This window comes from Rhodococcus sp. P-2, assembly GCF_016598535.1.
GTDB classification, from domain to species: Bacteria; Actinomycetota; Actinomycetes; order Mycobacteriales; family Mycobacteriaceae; genus Rhodococcus_F; species Rhodococcus_F baikonurensis.
In genome coordinates this window covers 941,881-961,613 of sequence record NZ_CP066779.1, presented here as the reverse complement: position 1 = coordinate 961,613, position 19,733 = coordinate 941,881, and the positions used below count along the sequence as shown (strand labels likewise).

28 protein-coding genes are annotated in these 19,733 nt (G+C 61.4%); 19 read left to right on the top strand and 9 right to left on the bottom strand.

Features of this window, described 5'->3' with window-relative positions; all coding sequences use genetic code 11:
• Window positions 1–77 precede the first annotated feature (77 nt).
• The 4 genes from I7X09_RS04625 to I7X09_RS04610 all read right to left on the bottom strand — a co-directional run bounded on the left by I7X09_RS04625 (window position 78) and on the right by I7X09_RS04610 (window position 3,954).
• Window positions 78–1,127 carry an alpha/beta hydrolase gene (locus I7X09_RS04625; protein ID WP_200315798.1) on the bottom strand — a complete coding sequence of 350 codons (1,050 nt, stop codon included), beginning with the start codon at window positions 1,125–1,127 and terminating at the stop codon, window positions 78–80.
• A gap of 132 nt (window positions 1,128–1,259) precedes the next feature.
• Window positions 1,260–2,114, bottom strand: coding sequence for an ABC transporter permease (locus I7X09_RS04620; RefSeq protein WP_200315796.1), 855 nt, complete (start codon window positions 2,112–2,114; stop codon window positions 1,260–1,262).
• Entirely contained in the window at window positions 2,114–2,977 is an 864-nt protein-coding gene (locus I7X09_RS04615; RefSeq protein ID WP_200315794.1) for an ABC transporter permease, read from the bottom strand. Before I7X09_RS04615 ends, I7X09_RS04620 begins: the two co-directional genes overlap by 1 nt.
• Window positions 2,974–3,954 carry an ATP-binding cassette domain-containing protein gene (locus tag I7X09_RS04610; RefSeq protein ID WP_200315792.1) on the bottom strand — a complete coding sequence of 327 codons (981 nt, stop codon included), beginning with the start codon at window positions 3,952–3,954 and terminating at the stop codon, window positions 2,974–2,976. The genes I7X09_RS04615 and I7X09_RS04610 overlap by 4 nt, the downstream gene beginning before the upstream one ends.
• Before the next feature lie 434 nt (window positions 3,955–4,388).
• On the opposite strand from I7X09_RS04610, the gene I7X09_RS04605 reads away from it, so the two are divergent.
• Window positions 4,389–5,243, top strand: coding sequence for a glycosyltransferase family 2 protein (locus I7X09_RS04605; protein WP_019747547.1), 855 nt, complete (start codon window positions 4,389–4,391; stop codon window positions 5,241–5,243).
• A gap of 7 nt (window positions 5,244–5,250) precedes the next feature.
• Here I7X09_RS04605 and I7X09_RS04600 read toward each other — a convergent pair whose 3' ends face one another.
• From I7X09_RS04600 to I7X09_RS04580, 5 genes are all read right to left on the bottom strand, one after another.
• Window positions 5,251–6,195, bottom strand: coding sequence for a diiron oxygenase (locus tag I7X09_RS04600; protein WP_200315782.1), 945 nt, complete (start codon window positions 6,193–6,195; stop codon window positions 5,251–5,253).
• A gap of 6 nt (window positions 6,196–6,201) precedes the next feature.
• Window positions 6,202–7,101 carry a prephenate dehydrogenase dimerization domain-containing protein gene (locus tag I7X09_RS04595; RefSeq protein WP_124566557.1) on the bottom strand — a complete coding sequence of 300 codons (900 nt, stop codon included), beginning with the start codon at window positions 7,099–7,101 and terminating at the stop codon, window positions 6,202–6,204.
• Window positions 7,102–7,109: 8 nt separating this feature from the next.
• On the bottom strand, window positions 7,110–9,194 hold the full coding sequence (pabB, locus tag I7X09_RS04590; RefSeq protein WP_200315780.1) for an aminodeoxychorismate synthase component I: 2,085 nt from the start codon (window positions 9,192–9,194) through the stop codon (window positions 7,110–7,112).
• A complete protein-coding gene (locus I7X09_RS04585; RefSeq protein ID WP_124566555.1) occupies window positions 9,191–9,715 on the bottom strand; it encodes a chorismate mutase family protein in 525 nt (174 codons plus the stop codon). Before I7X09_RS04585 ends, pabB begins: the two co-directional genes overlap by 4 nt.
• A gap of 96 nt (window positions 9,716–9,811) precedes the next feature.
• Window positions 9,812–10,288, bottom strand: coding sequence for a hotdog fold domain-containing protein (locus I7X09_RS04580; RefSeq protein WP_124566554.1), 477 nt, complete (start codon window positions 10,286–10,288; stop codon window positions 9,812–9,814).
• A gap of 565 nt (window positions 10,289–10,853) precedes the next feature.
• On the opposite strand from I7X09_RS04580, the gene rpsJ reads away from it, so the two are divergent.
• The 18 genes from rpsJ to rplR all read left to right on the top strand — a co-directional run bounded on the left by rpsJ (window position 10,854) and on the right by rplR (window position 19,732).
• Window positions 10,854–11,159 carry a 30S ribosomal protein S10 gene (rpsJ, locus tag I7X09_RS04575; RefSeq protein WP_003938093.1) on the top strand — a complete coding sequence of 102 codons (306 nt, stop codon included), beginning with the start codon at window positions 10,854–10,856 and terminating at the stop codon, window positions 11,157–11,159.
• Window positions 11,160–11,176: 17 nt separating this feature from the next.
• Complete coding sequence (rplC, locus tag I7X09_RS04570) at window positions 11,177–11,833, top strand: 50S ribosomal protein L3 (RefSeq protein WP_003940826.1); 657 nt, start codon at window positions 11,177–11,179, stop codon at window positions 11,831–11,833.
• Window positions 11,830–12,504, top strand: a complete 675-nt coding sequence (gene rplD, locus I7X09_RS04565) for a 50S ribosomal protein L4 (protein ID WP_003940723.1) — start codon at window positions 11,830–11,832, stop codon at window positions 12,502–12,504. Before rplC ends, rplD begins: the two co-directional genes overlap by 4 nt.
• Window positions 12,501–12,806: a 50S ribosomal protein L23 gene (gene rplW / locus I7X09_RS04560; protein ID WP_003940990.1), complete on the top strand. Its 306-nt coding sequence runs from the start codon at window positions 12,501–12,503 to the stop codon at window positions 12,804–12,806. The genes rplD and rplW overlap by 4 nt, the downstream gene beginning before the upstream one ends.
• Window positions 12,807–12,845: 39 nt before the next feature.
• Entirely contained in the window at window positions 12,846–13,682 is an 837-nt protein-coding gene (rplB, locus tag I7X09_RS04555; protein WP_003940895.1) for a 50S ribosomal protein L2, read from the top strand.
• A gap of 13 nt (window positions 13,683–13,695) precedes the next feature.
• The gene (rpsS, locus tag I7X09_RS04550; RefSeq protein ID WP_003940820.1) at window positions 13,696–13,977 is read left to right on the top strand and encodes a 30S ribosomal protein S19; all 282 of its coding nucleotides are present in this window, start codon (window positions 13,696–13,698) and stop codon (window positions 13,975–13,977) included.
• Window positions 13,974–14,378, top strand: a complete 405-nt coding sequence (gene rplV, locus I7X09_RS04545; protein ID WP_003940717.1) for a 50S ribosomal protein L22 — start codon at window positions 13,974–13,976, stop codon at window positions 14,376–14,378. Before rpsS ends, rplV begins: the two co-directional genes overlap by 4 nt.
• On the top strand, window positions 14,378–15,184 hold the full coding sequence (gene rpsC, locus I7X09_RS04540) for a 30S ribosomal protein S3 (RefSeq protein ID WP_003941003.1): 807 nt from the start codon (window positions 14,378–14,380) through the stop codon (window positions 15,182–15,184). The genes rplV and rpsC overlap by 1 nt, the downstream gene beginning before the upstream one ends.
• A gap of 3 nt (window positions 15,185–15,187) precedes the next feature.
• Entirely contained in the window at window positions 15,188–15,604 is a 417-nt protein-coding gene (rplP, locus tag I7X09_RS04535) for a 50S ribosomal protein L16 (protein WP_003940899.1), read from the top strand.
• The gene (gene rpmC, locus I7X09_RS04530; RefSeq protein ID WP_003940734.1) at window positions 15,604–15,840 is read left to right on the top strand and encodes a 50S ribosomal protein L29; all 237 of its coding nucleotides are present in this window, start codon (window positions 15,604–15,606) and stop codon (window positions 15,838–15,840) included. Before rplP ends, rpmC begins: the two co-directional genes overlap by 1 nt.
• Complete coding sequence (rpsQ, locus tag I7X09_RS04525) at window positions 15,837–16,118, top strand: 30S ribosomal protein S17 (RefSeq protein WP_003941020.1); 282 nt, start codon at window positions 15,837–15,839, stop codon at window positions 16,116–16,118. Before rpmC ends, rpsQ begins: the two co-directional genes overlap by 4 nt.
• 357 nt (window positions 16,119–16,475) lie before the next feature.
• Window positions 16,476–16,844 carry a 50S ribosomal protein L14 gene (rplN, locus tag I7X09_RS04520; RefSeq protein ID WP_003940951.1) on the top strand — a complete coding sequence of 123 codons (369 nt, stop codon included), beginning with the start codon at window positions 16,476–16,478 and terminating at the stop codon, window positions 16,842–16,844.
• On the top strand, window positions 16,844–17,161 hold the full coding sequence (rplX, locus tag I7X09_RS04515) for a 50S ribosomal protein L24 (protein WP_003941019.1): 318 nt from the start codon (window positions 16,844–16,846) through the stop codon (window positions 17,159–17,161). Before rplN ends, rplX begins: the two co-directional genes overlap by 1 nt.
• Window position 17,162: 1 nt before the next feature.
• Window positions 17,163–17,729, top strand: a complete 567-nt coding sequence (gene rplE / locus I7X09_RS04510; RefSeq protein ID WP_003940924.1) for a 50S ribosomal protein L5 — start codon at window positions 17,163–17,165, stop codon at window positions 17,727–17,729.
• A gap of 4 nt (window positions 17,730–17,733) precedes the next feature.
• Complete coding sequence (locus tag I7X09_RS04505; protein WP_003940698.1) at window positions 17,734–17,919, top strand: type Z 30S ribosomal protein S14; 186 nt, start codon at window positions 17,734–17,736, stop codon at window positions 17,917–17,919.
• Window positions 17,920–18,370: 451 nt separating this feature from the next.
• Window positions 18,371–18,769, top strand: a complete 399-nt coding sequence (gene rpsH, locus I7X09_RS04500) for a 30S ribosomal protein S8 (protein ID WP_003940873.1) — start codon at window positions 18,371–18,373, stop codon at window positions 18,767–18,769.
• Between the two features lie 14 nt (window positions 18,770–18,783).
• Window positions 18,784–19,323, top strand: a complete 540-nt coding sequence (rplF, locus tag I7X09_RS04495; protein ID WP_003940970.1) for a 50S ribosomal protein L6 — start codon at window positions 18,784–18,786, stop codon at window positions 19,321–19,323.
• 1 nt (window position 19,324) lies between these two features.
• Complete coding sequence (gene rplR / locus I7X09_RS04490; protein WP_003940996.1) at window positions 19,325–19,732, top strand: 50S ribosomal protein L18; 408 nt, start codon at window positions 19,325–19,327, stop codon at window positions 19,730–19,732.
• The last annotated feature ends 1 nt before the right edge of the window (window position 19,733 follow it).

The window sequence follows — 19,733 nt, the reverse complement described above, 5'->3', positions numbered from 1 at the left end:
TATAGAGGAAAGCCAGCCTGTTCTTATCGCATTTGATCGAGAAGAACAGGCTGGCTGGTTATGTTCCCGCGGTTGTCTTAGATTCCGAGCGAACCGGCGATGAACGGCCATGATTTGTGTAGCTGATCCTGCCAGTAGCCCCACGAGTGGGTCCCGACCGGCTGGAAGTCGACAACGGCCGGAATATTCAATTCATACAGGCGCTTGGCCATGTTCGAAGTGCAAAGGTTGGTCGCTGCCTCGATTGGGCCGCCGATGATGATCTGGTTCTCGGTGTACGCGCGACCATCGCTCAGGCGTGGGTTGAGGAAAGTGTCGTTCGGAATTCCGGGAATTCCGTTGCCCGTGCTCATGTAAATGGGCGTCCCACGCAGCTTCTCGGCGTTGACGAGCGGATCGTGTTCGACCCATCCCGGTCCGTCCAATGGACCCCACATATTCGTGATGTCCTCGACGCCGCCGATCCATTCCGTGGTTGTCCGGACGAATGCTTGTCCGAGGGGATCGCTGGTCTGTGCGCAGCCACTGTAGGCGGCAACAGAACTGTAGAAACCGGGGTACTCGATCGCCAAGTTCAGTACTGATGTACCGGACATCGAGATGGCCGAGATGGCTTGCTTACCGTTGCTACCCAGCTCTTCGTTCAACAATGGAGGCAATTCCTTGCCCAGGAAGGTCGACCACTTGTTCCGTCCGGCCTTGGGGTCGTCCTTCTCCCAGTCGGTGTAGTAGGAGAGACGCCCACCGACAGGCGTGGCGACGTTCACGTTCTTGTCAGCGAAGAAATCGACTACGTCAGTTTGTAGTTCCCATGTGGCGGCATCTTCTCCGCCGCCGGCACCGTTCAGCAGATAGACGATCGGGCGAGGTTCCGAGTTGTCTGCCGGGGTGATCACCTGAATCGGAACGTCCTTGTCCATCGACGCCGCGTAGACGTTGACGACGAGCTGACGGTCGTTGACCTTCTCGACGGATTTGATGTAGGAGCCTGTCGACGCTGATTCGGATGAGTCGCCACCGACGCGCGCGGGGGTGGCCTGCGCGAGGCCGGCTGTGAGCAGTGAGCTGGCAACAGCCAATACACCGATCTGTACGGTGCGTCGCCAGGTAGTGGAATTTCGCGTCAAGACCTCATACCTTTCGGTTGATCGATTGCGACCATGTCGCATTCAGAGAATTAAGTCGGTTATTGTTTGTGGTCCGTTACCGGATTCAGATTTTCAAATTCTGTGGAAGGGCACACGCGCTGGTTGTGTCTGTCATGAAGTCTCCGCCGCGCGGCGGTAACCCCGAATCGCAGGATACAGAAATACAGCGATCATTCCCGCTGACCAGGCAAGCATTTTCAGTACCGGTACGAGCACCGGCCCGCCGAGTGAAAGTCCGCGCATCGCGTCGACTGCGACGGACATCGGTTGTGCGGCAATTACGGGTTGAAGCCAAACCGGATATGCCATTGTCGGGACAAAACCGCTGTTGAAGAACATCAACAAGGTGCACCCAATGGAAACCAATTCGACGAGGGGGACATTTTCCGACATGGTGGCGAGAGCCGTGACCATTACCGCGAACCCGATGCCGAATGCGATGGGTAGAAGTATCATTGCCACTGCCGCAAGCGGGCCCTGAGTGAACCGGAACCCGACGGCATAACCTACGCCGATGATGACGATCGTGGTCAGTAGAACTCGAACGGCCTCGGCCATCATCCGGCCTACTAGACCCGACGCGCGGTGTGCGGGCAGCGTCCAGAAACGAGCGAGCAGACCGCTCTTCCTCTCGCTCCGCAAGCCAACTGCGCTGGCGATCGAACCGAACATCGCTCCCACGAGAATGATGAGCGGGACTGTCCCGTAGATACTCGATTGCCCGGTGGCAGCGGTGATGGAATTACCCAGAACAACGCGAAACATGATCAAGGTCAATGCGGGGTAAACGAGCGCTTGGATTGTGGTCGAAGGATCGCGCGCCCAAGTGATCAGAAGGCGTTTCGCCTGTATGAGGCTGTGGGTCCAGAGCGCACCAGCCGAACTCTCGGGTAGTGCAGCGTTGGGTAGTGGGAAAGCGAGCGTCCGCCCGCTGCGTATTTCCTCGCTCTTTTCGAGAGAACTCATTACACACGCCTCGTACTTGCCCAGTATGCGAGAGGCCCACATACCGCTATCAAGCCGATCGACCAAGCCGCAACTGGCACCAACGTATTCGGTGTGAGGGTGCCGGCAGCCAGGTCACGCATGGCGTAGGAGAACTGAGATACGGGCTGATTGCGTACGAACGGTCTGATCCATTCCGGGAATCCGCTCTCCGGAACAAATCCACACGAGAGCATTCCGAGGATCAATTGGGGAAGTGTCAATGCCTGACTGGTTGCTTGCGGGCTCTTCGACAGTGAGCCGATTGCATCACCACCGAGCGCCAAACATGTACTGAAAGTCAACGCGATCACGCAGAAGAGCACGGCCTGTGACAGACCACCGACGAAGCGAAATCCGATCGCGTATCCGTAGATCAGAGCTGCTGTCAGTGAGACGACTGACCGGAGGAATCCACTACTCATCCGCGAAAACAGTGGAACCGGGCCGAATACCGGCATGGTTTGCATCCGACTGCTGAAGCCTGTGATGCGTTCGGTCGCCGACATCTGCGCCGCTGAGATCGAAGTAAAGGCCATCGCCTGCAAGACGATGATCGGCATCAAGAACTGTGCGTAATTGATTCCCTGCAGCTGCATTACAAACTTGAGGGGCAGGTAAAAGCCGACCGTGAAGATCAATGGCGCGACGATTGCGACGAGCAATTCGTGGCGGCGAATCATTGCGCGAACGGTACGGCCGGTAAGAGTCCACCACTGTGTAACAGCGGACGGCTGCGGACGACGATGGCGTCCGATGCGAGATGCATTCGGCACGGTGATGGACCGTTGACCTACCTGTTTCAAGGCAAGATCTTGAGTTGCGTACTTCGTCGTCGTGGTCACGTCGCATCGCTTGTTTCGCTCGGACGTGACTGCCCCGTCAACGACAGGAACACGTCGTCAAGTGAAGGCCTGCGCAGGGCGATGTCCGCGAGTGGAATCCGTGCGTGATCGAGACGCCGCAGGGCTTCTGCAAGGGTTGCAGAACCACGGGGTGCGGGAATTGCAATTCGGCCGTTCTCTACTGCGAGATCGAAGCGGAAGTCCGGCGGAACCAAATTACCCAACGCGTTGGCTGCTGGTCCCAGCAAGCTTGTCTCGGCGGGAACGATTTCGCAGAAGCTCGCGCCGGTTCGTGCCTTCAATTCGTTGGCCGTCCCCTCCGCGATGACAGATCCTTTGTCGATGACAATGATGTTGTCGCTGAGGAGGTCAGCTTCCTCGAGGTACTGAGTGGTCAGCAGAACCGTGATGCCTTGCTCCTTCAAAGTCTGCACGAGGTTCCACACGCTCTGGCGGCTGCGAGGGTCCAGTCCAGTCGTCGGCTCGTCGAGAAATACGACTTCTGGCCTCACCACCAATCCGCACGCAATGTCGATGCGTCGTCGCATGCCGCCGGAGTATCCTGCAACAACTCGACCACCAGCTTCCACGAGATCGAATTCTTCGAGAAGATCCACGGCTCGTTGCCTGGCGGATGCACGATCGAGGCCCATCAGGCGGGCGAACAGTTCGATGTTCTCGCGTCCGGTGAGTGCGTCGTCGAGTGCGGCGAATTGGCCAGTCATCATGATCGAACGACGAACGTCGGCTGGGTTTCGAGCGACGTCGTATCCGGCAACCATTGCGACGCCGCGGTCAGGCCGAATCAACGTGGACAGAACCTTGACGGTGGTGGTCTTACCTGCGCCGTTGGGTCCAAGGATGCCGAGTACTGTGCCCTTGGGAGCTTGGAAGTTGATGCCACGCAATGCGTGCACATCCTTGAAGGACTTGTGAACGTCCTCCACGACTACCGCCGCGTCCGTCGATAAGGGCATCAATTCTCCGCTGTCTACATGGGTGTTCGGGCCGAGCAGTGCTTGGACACGGCTTCTCGGCCGTGTCCTTTCTCGAGCAAGTCGTAGCCCGAGCCGGAGTCACTGGTAAGGACCCCAGTGGTTGCGGGAACCTTGTACGTCTATCTCCGTATGCACAGTGGATGTTACCGGAGGGACAACCTCGTTCCAGCCTTCGCGCGGTGGGGATCGATACAAATGTGCAGCTTGGCGATAAGCCGCGGTCAGGCCGACCGACTGGACTGTGCGATATCGCACAGTGTCCGATACCGGGCCTGATTTCGGGTCGCCGACAGGTGTGAACCGTGTTCGCGCGTGCTGAGTGCTCGTCGAGTACTACGAGTTCGTACTCGATCGACGGGTACCCCTGACTCGATCATCAAGTCGACTCCCTCTGGCGAGGTAACCTACTGCTCATGGATATCGGCACGTTGTCAGTGGTGGTTCCCGTGTACAACGAGGAGGACTACATCGCCGGGTGTTTGGAGTCCCTCGCTCGTCAAGGGGACGAAATCCTCGAGATAATTGTTGTCGACAACAATTCCACCGACCGCACCCCTGAAATCGCGCGTTCTTTCGAGCAGCGGGATTCTCGAATTCGATATCTTGTAGAACCGCGTCAAGGCGTTGTTCATGCACGTAATGCCGGGTTCGACATCGCAGTGGGTGAATTCATCGGAAGGGTCGATGCGGATTCGCGTGTCGCACCAGGGTGGGCGCGAGCGGTTCGAAGTTCCTTCGCTTCTCATGATCTTGATGCCGTCACCGGTTTCTCGTTGTTTTACGAGTCACCGTTTTCGGGTCTTCAACGAGCAGCGGTGAACAAAGCCGAGGCCCGTGGCGATTTCCACGGAATCAAACCGGCGCACGCACTGACTGGTTCGAATATGGCGATTCGGGCGACGTCGTGGCGCTCGATCCGCGACAAGGTCAGTGATCGCACCGACATTCACGAAGACGTGGATCTGTCGCTGTGCCTGGTGAAGGCAGGGATGCAGTTCGGCACTGACCTGGACATGCGGAGCGAAATCTCCGGTCGAAGGGGAGAGACTGGACCCATCGAGTTTCTGTCATACAACAAGGCATCGGTGACAACGCTCGAGTATCACCAGGCTATGACTACACGACTTCGTTTGATGATTCTCAAGACGTCAATTCTGCATGCTCTGTTGTGGCCGGCGTACCGAATGTACGACCGGCAAACCGATCGGCTGTCATGGCGGAAACTGCTGTCGGGTTCCGGAGCCCGCACTATGCCCGTGGATTCGTGAGAGTCGGCTACATCCTGTCCAGATTCAAGGTCTTGTACAACCTCTCGATACCGCTGTAGTCCTGCACGAACTGCTCGTTGCGCCGTCCCGATTCGACGTCGTCGAGCATCTTCTGTCCGCCGGGTATGGCTTCGATCTCCATGATTGCTCGCCACGCGCCGAAGTCGGTCCCGCTGAAAGCGCGCATGGCGCCCTCGAAGCCTTCCAACAGATAGCTGCGATCTCCACGATCCAGGGAATCCCAGACCAGCACCGCCAGTTCCCCGGCAATCGAGGCATGGCAGTACTCGTCGCGAGCGTGCAACCGGATCGTCGCGCGGTTGATCGACTGAACGCCCGGGTCGTCGGAGATCAGGTCGAGGTATGCGGTGATCGACACCTCGGCGACGGTCATGAACGCCAACTGTGTCAGCGCGATCTTGCGCGGATCACCGGCTGCGTCGAGGGCTTGCGCCCGCGTGCGGACCGTCAGGACGTCGGGCAATGCCTTGGTCGGCAGCCCCCAGCCCCTGCCTCGACGGGTCGCTGAACTGGCATTGAAGTGCATGAGCGTGTGATATTGCTCGTCGACCATCGCCTGATTGACGGCCACTGCAGCCCAATCTCCGAGACCGACGCCGAGTCGGTCTTCGGCGAGAACGTCGAATCCGGGATTGACGACGTACTTCTCGATGTCCATAACGTTCTTGTTGAACGCAATCCATGCCCAGGCCTGCAGGCGTTGCTTCTGCTCGGGACTCAATGCCAGGTAGGTTGGATGCTCTGCGAACGGGAGCAATGCTTCGGGGTAGTCGGACAGCGACGAATCGAAGAGATCGTCCAGTTCCGGCTCCGCTTTCTTCACGGTTGCCCGGCGTGCCCAGTTGCTCGCAAGCCGACTGACGATTGCACTCTCAACCGGATCGGAAGCGTCGAATTCCGGGAGGCTGGGCGGAATGACTCCAGGTCTCATCGTGCCCTACTCTCTGTGCCCTTCGGCGATGTCTCTGTGCCCTTCGGCAATGCGATCGAACAAGCTCTGGCACTCCGCGTTCAGTTGGCCTGAGCGGTCGTCGAGCGCTGCCTCGGCGGTTTTCATCAGCGTCGTGAAGTCCGCGAGGGTTTCGGCCGCCGCGTCCACCTGTGAGGTGGCATCGAACAGTGCTTTTCGTGTCGCACCTGCATACGGATTGCCCGCTTGTACGTCCCAGTACACCTCCGGTTCGCCGCCGGCTACACGCGCCAGGAGCGCGAGCAAGGTCCGATGCGGGGGAGGGGCGACCGCGAGGAGATCGTCCGCGGAAACTCCGAGTTCGGCCAGGGCAACGCCGAATGCCAGAACCGACGCGTGGGTCAGAACCTGGGAAGCAGCAGCGAGTCGGTCGTGACGATCGGCATCCATCACCGAGACTGAGGCTCCCCACGAGCGCACGACGTCGAGAAAGCTCTGAGACTGCGGACCGTCGACGTACGGCACGGCGATGACGGCCCGACCGCGCGGGCCGAGCGACGGACGGAACATGGGGTTGAGTCCGAGGAACTCCCGTACTCGGCCCGCGTCGGCGATTGCTGCGTCCATCCGCGATTTGACCGAGAGAGTGTCCACAACGAGAGCGCCGGATGTTCGAAGCGTCGGTAGTGCGGCCAGAGCGACCTGTTCGGGAACCGCGAGCACGATGATGCTCGAGGACTCCACGTGCGCGAGGACCCGGTCACTGGGTTTCGTGATGTCTCCGACGACTACGTCTCCGTCAGGATCGCTGCCCGCTGGGTCGACGACGGTGACCGTCCACCCCTCGGCACGAAGCAGTTCGACGAACATGGATCCGACGGCACCCAGCCCGCCGACAACCGTCGCTGTGCCCGATGCCGCCGTCATGGCTGGATCTACCCGCCGTACTCGAGGACCCGCGAGGACACCGCGTCGAGCGCACGGAGCAGCGTGGACGCCTTGACCGTGGTCTCGTCGAATTCTTCTTCCGGATCGGACAACGCTGTGATGGCACCGCCGATTCCGAAGGTCACGCCGCTCTCGGTGCAGACGAGCGACCGAATTACGATCGAGAGGTCCGCGGCGCCACCGAGGGCGAAGTACCCGATCGATCCCGAGTAGACCCCACGTGGGCCGGATTCGAGGCGGTCGATGATCTCCATCGTCCGTACCTTCGGGGCGCCTGTCATCGATCCACCGGGGAACGCGGCACGGACACAGTCCACCGCCGACGATCCTGGACTCAGATGTCCACGCACAGTCGACACCATTTGGTGAACGGACGAGTACGACTCGATCGCGAACAGCCTCGGAACGTGGACACTTCCCGGAACGCAGACCTTGGTGAGGTCGTTGCGAGTGAGGTCCACGATCATCAGGTTCTCGGCGCGGTCCTTCTCGCTGTCGAGCAGGTCCTGCCTCAGGGCAGCATCACGCGCTCGCGTGACGCCGCGCGGGCGGGTCCCTTTGATCGGCTTGGACTCGACGTTGCCGTCCGAGTCGACGCGAAGGAACCGCTCAGGCGAGGCCGAGACCACCGAGATGCCGGTGAAGTCGAGCAGTGCGCTGTACGGCGTCGGATTGATCGAGCGTAGATACTCGAACGCCCGCCGTGCGTCGATCGTCTCGTCGACGCTCGCCATGTTGGTCAGACATACCTCGTAGGACTCACCTGCCCGGATCTCCGAGAGGGCCGTTCCGATCAACGACAGGTACTGATCGCGATCATGCCGCAGGCGAGCCTGCGTCCAGACGGTGTCGCTGATCAATGGAACGGGGGTGCGTTCCGGAAGGTCCGCGCCGAGTCGCGCCAGGGCGTCGACGGTCGATTCGAGCCAATCGTCGTGGCCGGCGTCGCGGACTTTCTCGCGCAACCTCAGAACGTGAGTGCGGCCGGCGGTGTGATCGATGACGACGGCGCGATCGGCAAACACCAGGGCGGCATCAGGAGTGGGCGCCGGATGGACTGCCCTTCCCCCGGTCTGCGCCTTCAGTTCGTAGCCGAGGTAGCCCACGTAGCCGAGGTTGAAATCGAGTTCCGGATGCGAGGGCACGAAGCGCGTCGCGAGTTGCCCGTCCAGGTAATCGAAGAACGGAACTCGAATGTGCTCGTCGGACAAGCTTTTTCGACTGACGGTCAGTACCTCGGCCTGCACGTCGTACGTGATGAACTCGGCCAGCGGCCCCGACGAATCGCCGAGAATCGAAAAGCGTGCGCTCGGCTCTGCAGTTGCCGCGCGGTCCAGCCAGAACGCGTTCGGGCCGTCGGCGAAGAGTGCTGCAAAGGCCGCCGACGGATCCACCGCAAAATCGAGAGTCACGTCGTCGACGTCGTAGTTGATCGCCGGTCGCAGGTCGGGTGTTTGCGGAGCCGGTTCGGGTCGGATCACCGAATCCAGAGTTCGTCCGACAGACAGATCACGGAAGTTCTCGAGCAAATCGATGCCGAACTCCGTACTGATCGACTCCGGATGGAACTGCACGCCCCACATCGGCTTGGTCCGGTGCCGGACACCCATGAGCAGACCGTCGGATGTCCACGCGGTACGAACGAAGGCATTCGGCAGATTCTCGACGGTCAACGAGTGGTAGCGAACAGCTCGGAACGGCGACGGAAGTCCGGCAAAGATGCCCGAGCCGTCGTGATCGATCAGCGAAATCCGGCCGTGCATCGGTACGGGCGCAACCACGACATCCGCGCCGAACAACTCGCACAGGCCCTGGTGGCCGAGACAGACACCGAGAAGTGGGAGAGGCGCTTCCTCGATGAAACGGCGGCTGATTCCGAAATCACGGTCGCGATCCGGCCGGCCGGGACCGGGGGAGATGACCACGTTGTCGTACGACGCCAGATCGAGGGAATCCCAATCCGCGTCGTTGCGGACCACGGTGGGAACAACCCCGTTGACCTCGGTCAACAGGGTGAACAGGTTGTAGGTGAACGAGTCGTAATTGTCCACCAGAAGGGTGCGGGAACTCATGTCGATGATCCTGATCTCGGTCCGACGGATTCCCGAACAGTGTCCTCCTCCTCAACAGGTGCGTTGATCACCAGGTCTTCGAGTCGACAGGTCTCGGCGATCATCAGCTCGTACAGGGCGTTGAAGAAGTCAGGGGAGAGGTCGTGGCTACGAGCGAATTCACGCGCCCGTTCCTGCACGAGGCGGACTCGGCCGGGTTGCATCATCGGAACCTCACGGGAGCGCTTCCACTCGCCGATGCGCAGGCAGAGTTCCAGCCGCTGCCGCACCGTCTCGAGAAGTAGCGCGTCGATGGCGTCGAGGTCGCGCCGGAAGCTGTCCAATCCCTCGGCCTTGTCCGGATACGACGAGGTCTGCGTGCCTGCTTCGGAACTCGTTGTGGTCAAGAACTCTTCCACGAGGCCTCCCGGTGCTCGGCGTGACGCGAGGTCGACAATGTGGTGCCCGGAACGCAACTCACCTCCGGACACCGGAACCCCGACCGACCATCGCCGTTCGGGGAGGTGTTCCACGATCGTCATTCGCCGAAACCTGCGGTGGTGCCCAATTCTGCGAAACCTGCCGGCGGGCGAATCAGCTTGCGATGCAGGCGGGTTCGTGAGCGCCTACGGGGGTGCCTATTTGGGGGAGACCCAGGTGGTGATTTCGGCGTGGACTACTTCCTTGCCGCCTCGGTCGAAGATCGAGATGGGAACGACCAGTTCGGTACCGCGCTCGATCGCCGCGAAGTCCGGCACAGTCTCGAGTCGGGCGACTGCCCGTAGGCCGGTCTCGGCCTTGGCGAGGTAGTCGACCTTCATCGACTTGGGGATCCAGCGGTGCGAGTTCGGAACCGTCGCTTCGCTCAGCATGCCCATTGCGACCTCCGCGAGATTGCATGCTGCGATCGCGTGAAACGTGCCGAGATGGTTGTGGACGCCCCACCATTTGGGGGAGCGGACCTCGCACAGTCCCGGTTCCAGCTTGGTCACCCGGGGGAGGACGGAGGCAAAGTAGGGCACACGAATGGACATCGCCGCCGAGAAAACTGCATGTCCGAGGGCGTTGTCCGGCAATTTCTGCCATCCGCGATAGGTGGGGCTGGAAGTAGTCATGTGCCTATCTTACTTCTGAGTAAGGTTGTTGTCGCGCAGCTCACTCGGAAAGGCTGGTTCGGGGGAGTTGAGGAATCGGGCCAGGTACGGCATACTGGTCGGGTTGCCTTGTCCGGGACGCGGTCGTTTGCGGCCGTGATCGGGTAAGGGTAAGACGTCACAGACGATCGATCGCAGATCCCGTCAGGGTAATCGGGTCAACGACTGTGACCATGCAAGACGAGAAGTAATGCAGGACGGAAGCAGTACCTACTTTGTGTTCGACATCGAACACGTCCGGTACGCATCACGCGCCAGATGATCGAAAGATTGTCCGGCGCAGGATGAGTGAGAAGGCGACACGCCCGACCGCGTGTACCGGAGAACAATGACAAACGAACAGCGGCAGCAGATCCTGATCTCGATCCGATGCTCGGTTTACCGCTAACACGGTCTCCCGAACTTCGACTTGGTCCCGATCGCTTCAGTGTTCGTCGTGTCATCGTCCAGGCAAGGACTGTGCAGACGAGGTAGCTCGAGCCTGACCAGGCGGGCTACGAAACGCGGCAAGAAAAGGACACTAAGCGTGGCGGGACAAAAGATCCGCATCAGGCTCAAGGCCTACGACCACGAGGCGATCGACGCGTCAGCGCGCAAGATCGTCGAGACGGTAACCCGTACGGGTGCCCGCGTCGTTGGACCTGTGCCGTTGCCGACCGAGAAGAACGTATATTGCGTCATCCGCTCGCCGCACAAGTACAAGGACTCGCGCGAGCACTTCGAGATGCGTACTCACAAGCGGCTGATCGACATTCTCGACCCGACGCCGAAGACGGTTGACGCGCTCATGCGCATCGACCTTCCGGCCAGTGTCGACGTGAACATTCAGTGACGGCGGAGACAAAAACAATGACTGATACCAAGATCAAGGGAATCCTGGGCACCAAGCTCGGCATGACCCAGGTCTTCGACGAGAACAACCGGGTTGTCCCGGTCACCGTCGTGAAGGCTGGGCCGAACGTCGTAACCCAGATCCGTACCGAAGAGCGTGACGGCTACAGCGCCGTTCAGCTCGCGTTCGGCGCCATCGACCCGCGCAAGGTGAACAAGCCGACTTCCGGCCAGTTCACCAAGGCTGGTGTGACCCCGCGTCGCCACGTAGTGGAGCTCCGCGTTGCGGACACCTCCGACTACGAGGTCGGCCAGGAGCTCACCGCCGAGGTCTTCGAGGACGGCGCATACGTCGACGTCACCGGAACCAGCAAGGGCAAGGGCTTCGCCGGAACCATGAAGCGTCACGGCTTCAAGGGACAGGGCGCGTCGCACGGTACCCAGGCTGTTCACCGCCGCCCGGGCTCCATCGGTGGCTGTGCAACTCCCGGCCGCGTGTTCAAGGGCATGCGCATGTCCGGACGCATGGGTAGCGACCGCATCACGACGCAGAACCTCTCGGTCCACAAGGTGGATGCCGAGAACGGCCTGCTGCTGATCAAGGGTGCGATCCCCGGCCGCAAGGGCGGCCTCGTGATCGTCAAGAGTGCAGTGAAGGGTGGTGCACGGGCATGACCAGCACCGAGACCAAGTTGACCCTGGACGTCAAGGTCGCCGGCGGCAAGACCAACGGCACCGTCGATCTCCCCGCTGAGATCTTCGACGCTCCGGCCAACATCGCGCTTCTCCATCAGGTTGTCGTCGCGCAGCTCGCAGCTGCTCGTCAGGGAACCCACTCCACCAAGACCCGCGGCGACGTCCGCGGCGGTGGCAAGAAGCCGTACCGCCAGAAGGGCACCGGCCGCGCACGCCAGGGCTCGACTCGCGCACCGCAGTTCGTCGGCGGCGGAACCGTTCACGGCCCGCAGCCGCGTGACTACAGCCAGCGCACCCCCAAGAAGATGAAGGCAGCCGCTCTTCGCGGTGCCCTCTCTGACCGCGCACGCAACGAGCGCATCCACGTCATCACCGAATTGGTTGCAGGGCAGACGCCTTCGACCAAGGGCGCAATCGCGTTCCTCGGCGAGATCTCGGATCGCAAGAAGCTGCTGCTCGTCGTGGGTCGCCAGGATGTAGCCGCTTGGAAGAGCGTGCAGAACCTGGAAGGCGTGCATCCCATTGCACCCGACCAGCTCAACACCTACGACGTGCTCAATGCAGACGATGTCGTGTTCAGCGTCGAGGCACTCAACGCGTTCATCCACGGGCCCGCAGAGAGCGCTCAGAACAAGGAGGACGCCAAGTGAGCACCATCGCTGACCCCCGCGACATCCTGCTCGCTCCGGTCATCTCCGAGAAGTCCTACGGACTGATCGAGGAAGGCACCTACACCTTCCTGGTGCACCCGGACTCGAACAAGACGCAGATCAAGATTGCCGTCGAGAAGGTCTTCGGCGTCAAGGTGACGAGCGTCAACACCGCCAACCGTCAGGGCAAGCGTAAGCGGACCCGATTCGGTTACGGCAAGCGCAAGGACACCAAGCGCGCGCTCGTGACCCTGTCCGCTGACAGCAAGCCCATCGAGATCTTCGGAGGACCGGTCGCGTAAGCGCCGGGACTTGACGAGACATAGAGGACGAGAAGACTCATGGCAATCCGTAAGTACAAGCCGACAACACCGGGCCGTCGTGGCTCGAGCGTCTCGGACTTCGCCGAGATCACTCGGTCGACCCCCGAGAAGTCGCTGGTTCGCCCGCTGCACGGTCGCGGTGGACGTAACGCACACGGTCGTATCACCACCCGTCACAAGGGTGGCGGACACAAGCGTGCATACCGACTGATCGATTTCCGTCGCAACGACAAGGACGGCATCCCGGCAAAGGTCGCTCACATCGAGTACGACCCCAACCGCACAGCAAACATCGCACTCCTGCATTACGCAGACGGTGAGAAGCGCTACATCATCGCCCCCAAGGGCCTGGTGCAGGGTTCACCGGTCGAGTCCGGTGCAGGCGCCGACATCAAGCCGGGCAACAACCTGCCGCTGCGCAACATCCCGACTGGTACCACCATCCACGGTGTGGAACTGCGTCCCGGCGGCGGAGCCAAGATGGCTCGTTCCGCAGGCGCCAGCATCCAGCTCCTCGGTAAGGAAGGCAGCTACGCCACGCTGCGTATGCCTTCCGGTGAAATCCGTCGCGTCGACGTGCGCTGCCGCGCATCCGTCGGCGAGGTCGGCAACGCCGAGCAGTCGAACATCAACTGGGGCAAGGCCGGCCGTATGCGTTGGAAGGGCAAGCGCCCGACCGTTCGTGGTGTCGTGATGAACCCGGTCGACCACCCGCACGGTGGCGGCGAGGGCAAGACCTCAGGTGGACGCCACCCGGTCAGCCCGTGGGGTAAGCCTGAAGGCCGTACCCGCAAGAACAAGGCAAGCGACAAGATGATCGTCCGTCGCCGCCGCACCGGCAAGAACAAGCGCTAGGAGGGAGTGAAGGATGCCACGCAGCCTTAAGAAGGGCCCGTTCGTCGATGACCACCTCCTCGCGAAGGTGGATGTACAGAACGAAAAGGGAACCAAGCAGGTCATCAAGACCTGGTCCCGTCGTTCGACAATCATCCCGGACTTCATCGGCCACACGTTTGCAGTTCACGACGGCCGCAAGCACGTCCCCGTGTTCGTTTCCGACTCCATGGTCGGACACAAGCTCGGAGAGTTTGCACCGACCCGCACGTTCAAGGGTCACATCAAGGATGATCGGAAGGCGAAGAGGCGATGAGCAACACCGAAACCGCCAACCCGACTGCCAAGGCCGTAGCGAAGCACGTTCGCGTTACGCCGATGAAGGCACGTCGAGTTGTGGACCTGGTCCGCGGGCGCTCGGTTGAAGACGCCCTGAACATCCTGAAGTTCGCGCCGCAGGCAGCGAGCGAGCCGGTCGCCAAGGTGATCGCCTCCGCAGCAGCCAACGCCGAGAACAACCTCGACCTCGACCCCAGCACGCTTGTCGTTGCTACGGCGTTCGTGGACGAGGGCGCGACCCTCAAGCGGTTCCAGCCGCGTGCACAGGGACGTGCGTTCCGTATTCGCAAGCGCACCAGTCACATCACCGTGATCGTGGAGAGCCTGCCGAAGACCGGAACATCGACCCGTAATCGCCGGAAGGGAAGTGCTCAGTAGTGGGCCAGAAAATCAACCCGCACGGCTTCCGTCTCGGCATCACCACCGACTGGAAGTCTCGCTGGTACGCAGACAAGCAGTACGCGGAGTACGTCAAGGAAGACGTCGCGATCCGTAAGCTCCTCGCCACCGGCATGGAGCGCGCAGGAATCGCGAAGGTCGAAATCGAGCGCACCCGTGACCGTGTTCGCGTGGACATCCACACTGCACGTCCGGGCATCGTCATCGGCCGCCGCGGCGCCGAAGCCGATCGCATCCGCTCCGAGCTCGAGAAGCTGACCGGCAAGCAGGTCCAGCTGAACATCCTCGAGGTCAAGAACGCAGAAGCTGAAGCACAGCTCGTCGCACAGGGTGTGGCCGAGCAGCTCTCGAACCGCGTTGCCTTCCGTCGTGCAATGCGCAAGGCCATCCAGTCGGCCATGCGTCAGCCCAACGTCAAGGGAATCCGCGTTCAGTGCTCCGGTCGTCTCGGCGGCGCCGAGATGTCCCGGTCGGAGTTCTACCGCGAAGGCCGTGTGCCGCTGCACACGCTTCGTGCGGACATCGACTACGGCCTCTACGAGGCCAAGACCACCTTCGGTCGCATCGGCGTCAAGGTCTGGATCTACAAGGGCGACATCGTCGGTGGCAAGCGTGAGCTCGCCGCCAACACGGCCGCACCGGCCGGGGATCGCCCGCGTCGTGAGCGTCCGAGCCGTCCGCGTCGTTCCGGTGCCACCGGTACCACTGCGACCAGCACCGAGGCCGGCCGCGCAGCGACCGCAACCGCCGATGCTCCCGCAACTGAACAGAATCAGGAGGGCTGACGCATGTTGATCCCACGGCGGGTCAAGCACCGCAAGCAGCACCACCCGAGCCGTTCGGGTGCCGCCAAGGGCGGTACCCAGGTGACCTTCGGTGACTACGGCATCCAGGCTCTCGAGCCTGCCTACATCACCAACCGGCAGATCGAGTCCGCTCGTATCGCCATGACTCGGCACATCAAGCGTGGCGGCAAGATCTGGATCAACATCTTCCCGGATCGCCCCCTCACGAAGAAGCCGGCCGAAACCCGAATGGGTTCCGGTAAGGGTTCGCCCGAGTGGTGGATTGCCAACGTCAAGCCCGGACGCGTTCTGTTCGAGATGACATACCCCAACGAGGAGATTGCTCGTGAGGCCCTGCGCCGCGCGATGCACAAGCTCCCGTGCAAGTGCCGGATCGTGACCAGAGAGGAGCAGTTCTGATGGCTACTGGAACCCCAGCAGCAGAGCTCCGCGAGCTCAGTGAAGACGAGCTGGTCACCCGGCTCCGTGAGTCGAAGGAAGAGCTTTTCAACCTTCGTTTCCAGATGGCTACCGGCCAGATGGACAACAACCGACGACTGCGCACCGTTCGTCACGAGATCGCGCGCATCTACACCGTCCTGCGTGAGCGTGAGCTCGGACTCGCTGTGGGTCCGGATGCAGGTGACGCGGCATGAGTGAGGAAAAAGCAGTGAGCACAGAAGAGCGCGCGAGCCGTAAGGTCCGTGTCGGATACGTCGTGTCCGACAAGATGGAAAAGACGATCGTGGTCGAGCTCGAAGACCGCGTCAAGCACAAGCTCTACGGCAAGATCATCCGCCGTACGACCAAGGTGAAGGCGCACGACGAGAACGGCGTTGCCGGCGTCGGCGACCGCGTTCAGCTGATGGAAACCCGTCCGCTGTCCGCGACGAAGCACTGGCGTCTGGTCGAGGTCCTCGAAAAGGCCAAGTAAGCCTGATCGAATCCTCGAGCTGATCGAGTATCACCGAATGGCCCGCTTCCCCTTGGGGGAGTGGGCCATTCGGCTTTCCGTGACTTTCGCAGGCTTTCCGGGGCTTTGCCGGGCTAAGGGTTCGAGTTGCGTCGAGTACGGCTGATTTGGTAATCGGTGAACCCTTCCCTACAATAGAACGGTTGCCTGTGGCAGAGGTGTGTCTTCACGTGCGCAGCTCGAACGGTGCTTGCAGTGATCGTCTCCCGACGTCAGTCGGTGGGACTGCAGCTCAGACACGACGCAGGTGGCAACAATGACCGCGCGCACCGGGTCGGTAATCCGTTGCGCACGAAATTCCAGGTCTAGGGAGATCAAGTGATTCAGCAGGAGTCGCGAGTTCGCGTCGCTGATAACACGGGTGCCAAGGAAATCCTTTGCATCCGCGTTCTCGGCGGTTCGTCACGTCGCTACGCCGGGATCGGTGACGTCATCGTCGCCACCGTCAAGGACGCAATCCCCGGTGGAAACATCAAGAAGGGTGAGGTCGTCAAGGCCGTCATCGTTCGCACGACCAAGGAGCGCCGTCGTCCGGACGGTTCCTACATCAAGTTCGACGAGAACGCTGCAGTGCTCATCAAGGCTGACAGTGATCCCCGTGGAACCCGCATCTTCGGACCCGTCGGCCGTGAGCTGCGCGAGAAGAAGTTCATGAAGATCGTTTCGCTTGCCCCGGAGGTGCTGTGATGAAGGTGCACAAGGGTGACACCGTTCTGGTCATCGCCGGCAAGGACAAGGGCGCGAAGGGCAAGGTCATTCAGGCCTACCCCGCGACCGACAAGGTCCTCGTCGAAGGCGTGAACCGAATCAAGAAGCACACCGCGGTTTCCGCGAACGAGCGCGGAGCATCCTCCGGCGGCATCGTCACGCAGGAAGCCCCGATCCACGTTTCCAACGTTGCAGTCGTCGACTCGGACGGAAACCCCACCCGCGTGGGCTACCGCACCGACGAAGAGTCCGGCAAGCGCGTTCGGATTTCCCGGAAGAACGGGAAGGACATCTGACATGACCTCCACCGAAAACAAGGTCCAGCCGCGCCTCAAGGCACGCTACCGCGCTGAGATCAAGGACGCGCTCAACAGCGAGTTCGACTACTCGAACGTCATGCAGATCCCCGGCGTCGTCAAGGTTGTCGTCAACATGGGCGTCGGCGACGCTGCCCGTGACGCCAAGCTGATCAACGGCGCTGTCCATGACCTGTCGCTGATCACGGGCCAGAAGCCCGAGATCCGCAAGGCACGTAAGTCCATCGCGCAGTTCAAGCTCCGCGAAGGTATGCCCATCGGCGCGCGCGTCACCCTCCGTGGCGACCGCATGTGGGAGTTCCTGGACCGCCTCGTGTCTGTCGCTCTGCCCCGTATCCGCGACTTCCGCGGTCTGTCGGGCAACCAGTTCGACGGCAACGGCAACTACACGTTCGGCCTCAACGAGCAGTCGATGTTCCACGAGATCGACGTGGACAAGATCGATCGCCCCCGCGGTATGGACATCACCGTCGTGACCACCGCAACCAACAACGAAGAAGGCCGTGCACTGCTCAAGCACCTCGGCTTCCCGTTCAAGGAGAACTGAGCGCATGGCTAAGAAGGCATTGGTCAACAAGGCCAACAAGAAGCCCAAGTTCGCGGTTCGCGCCTACACCCGCTGCCAGCGGTGCGGTCGCCCGCACTCGGTGTTCCGCAAGTTCGGCTTGTGCCGTATCTGCGTTCGCGAGATGGCTCACGCAGGCGAGCTTCCCGGAGTTCGCAAGAGCTCTTGGTGATCTGAGGCCCTCGGGCTTCGTCACACCACGCATGTGAATGGGTGTGGGTTCCTTTGGAACCCACACCCATTCGTGGTTTCCGTCGAGATGTATGTCGTGCCGATCCTGAAAAGGACTGTCTCGCTGCGACTCTGGTTGAAAGCGATCATCATTCGTCGACGTCGCACTTCGGTCTCGAACGAGCAGTTCGGATTTCGGGGCGCGTCGACACCTGCCCGATCCGCGGCCGCGAGCCGCAGTGGGGGAGGCGACGCGGTATCCCGGTGGACACCTGCGCCAAAGTTCCCTACACTAGAGCGGTTGCCGTGGCTGACGCATGCGTTCAGCTCGGTGCGGTAACTTACGCCGTCTGACACAAGTCGGACGGCCCAGCCGAATTGCTGGAGGCCCACGATCGGATTCGTCCGGTGTTGCATGGGAACCACAGCGAGAAAGGTGTCGAGGTCGACCTATGACCATGACTGACCCCATCGCAGACTTCTTGACGCGTCTGCGCAACGCCAACACGGCGTACCACGATGAGGTGAAGCTTCCCCACTCGAAGATCAAGGCGAACATCGCCGAGATCCTCAAGCGCGAGGGCTACATCTCCGATTTCCGTACCGAAGACGCAGAGGTCGGCAAGACCCTCATCGTCGATCTGAAGTACGGTCCCAGCCGCGAGCGTAGCCTCGCCGGCGTGCGTCGCGTTTCCAAGCCCGGTCTCCGGGTTTACGCGAAGTCCACCAACCTGCCCAAGGTCCTCGGAGGCCTCGGCGTGGCCATCATCTCCACGTCGTCCGGTCTGCTCACCGATCGCCAGGCGGCCAATCAAGGAGTAGGCGGGGAAGTCCTCGCCTACGTCTGGTAAGGGAGGCCACCACAATGTCGCGTATTGGAAAGATTCCGGTCACCGTCCCCGCGGGCGTTGACGTCACGATCAGCGGCCAGGATGTCACCGTCAAGGGTCCCAAGGGCACCCTCGCGCTGACCATCTCCGAGCCCATCGCAATCGAAAAGGCAGAGGACGGCTCGCTGAGCGTCACGCGCCCCGACGACGAGCGTCGTAGCCGCGCGCTGCACGGTCTGTCGCGGACCCTGGTTGCGAACATCATCACCGGTGTCACCGAGGGTTACACGAAGAAGATGGAGATCCACGGTGTTGGTTACCGTGTGGCACTGAAGGGCAAGGACCTCGAGTTCGCGCTCGGCTTCAGCCACCCGGTGCCGATCGAGGCTCCTGAAGGCATCACCTTCGTCGTCGAGTCGCCCACCCGGTTCTCGGTGTCCGGCATCGACAAGCAGAAGGTCGGGCAGATCTCGGCCAACATCCGTCGTCTCCGTCGTCCGGACCCGTACAAGGGTAAGGGCGTGCGTTACGAGGGTGAGCAGATCCGCCGCAAGGTCGGAAAGACGGGTAAGTGATATGAGCCAGACTGCAAACCAGAAAGCCAAGCGGATTCCGCTGGGCAAGGATGCGTCCACCAAGCGTCGTCTCTCGAAGACGCGTCGTCACTTCCGTCTCCGCAAGAAGGTCTCCGGCACGCCCGAGCGTCCCCGCTTGGTCGTCAACCGGTCCTCGCGCCACATCCACGTCCAGCTCGTGGACGACCTGGCCGGCCACACCCTGGCCTCCGCGTCGACCATCGAAGCAGACGTGCGCGTGGCAGAAGGCGACAAGAAGGCTGCGAGCGCGAAGGTCGGTCAGCTGATCGCCGAGCGCGCCAAGGCTGCCGGCGTGGAAGCAGTTGTCTTCGACCACGGCGGACACGGCTACCACGGTCGCATCGCGGCCCTGGCAGACGCGGCTCGCGAAGGCGGGTTGAAGTTCTGAT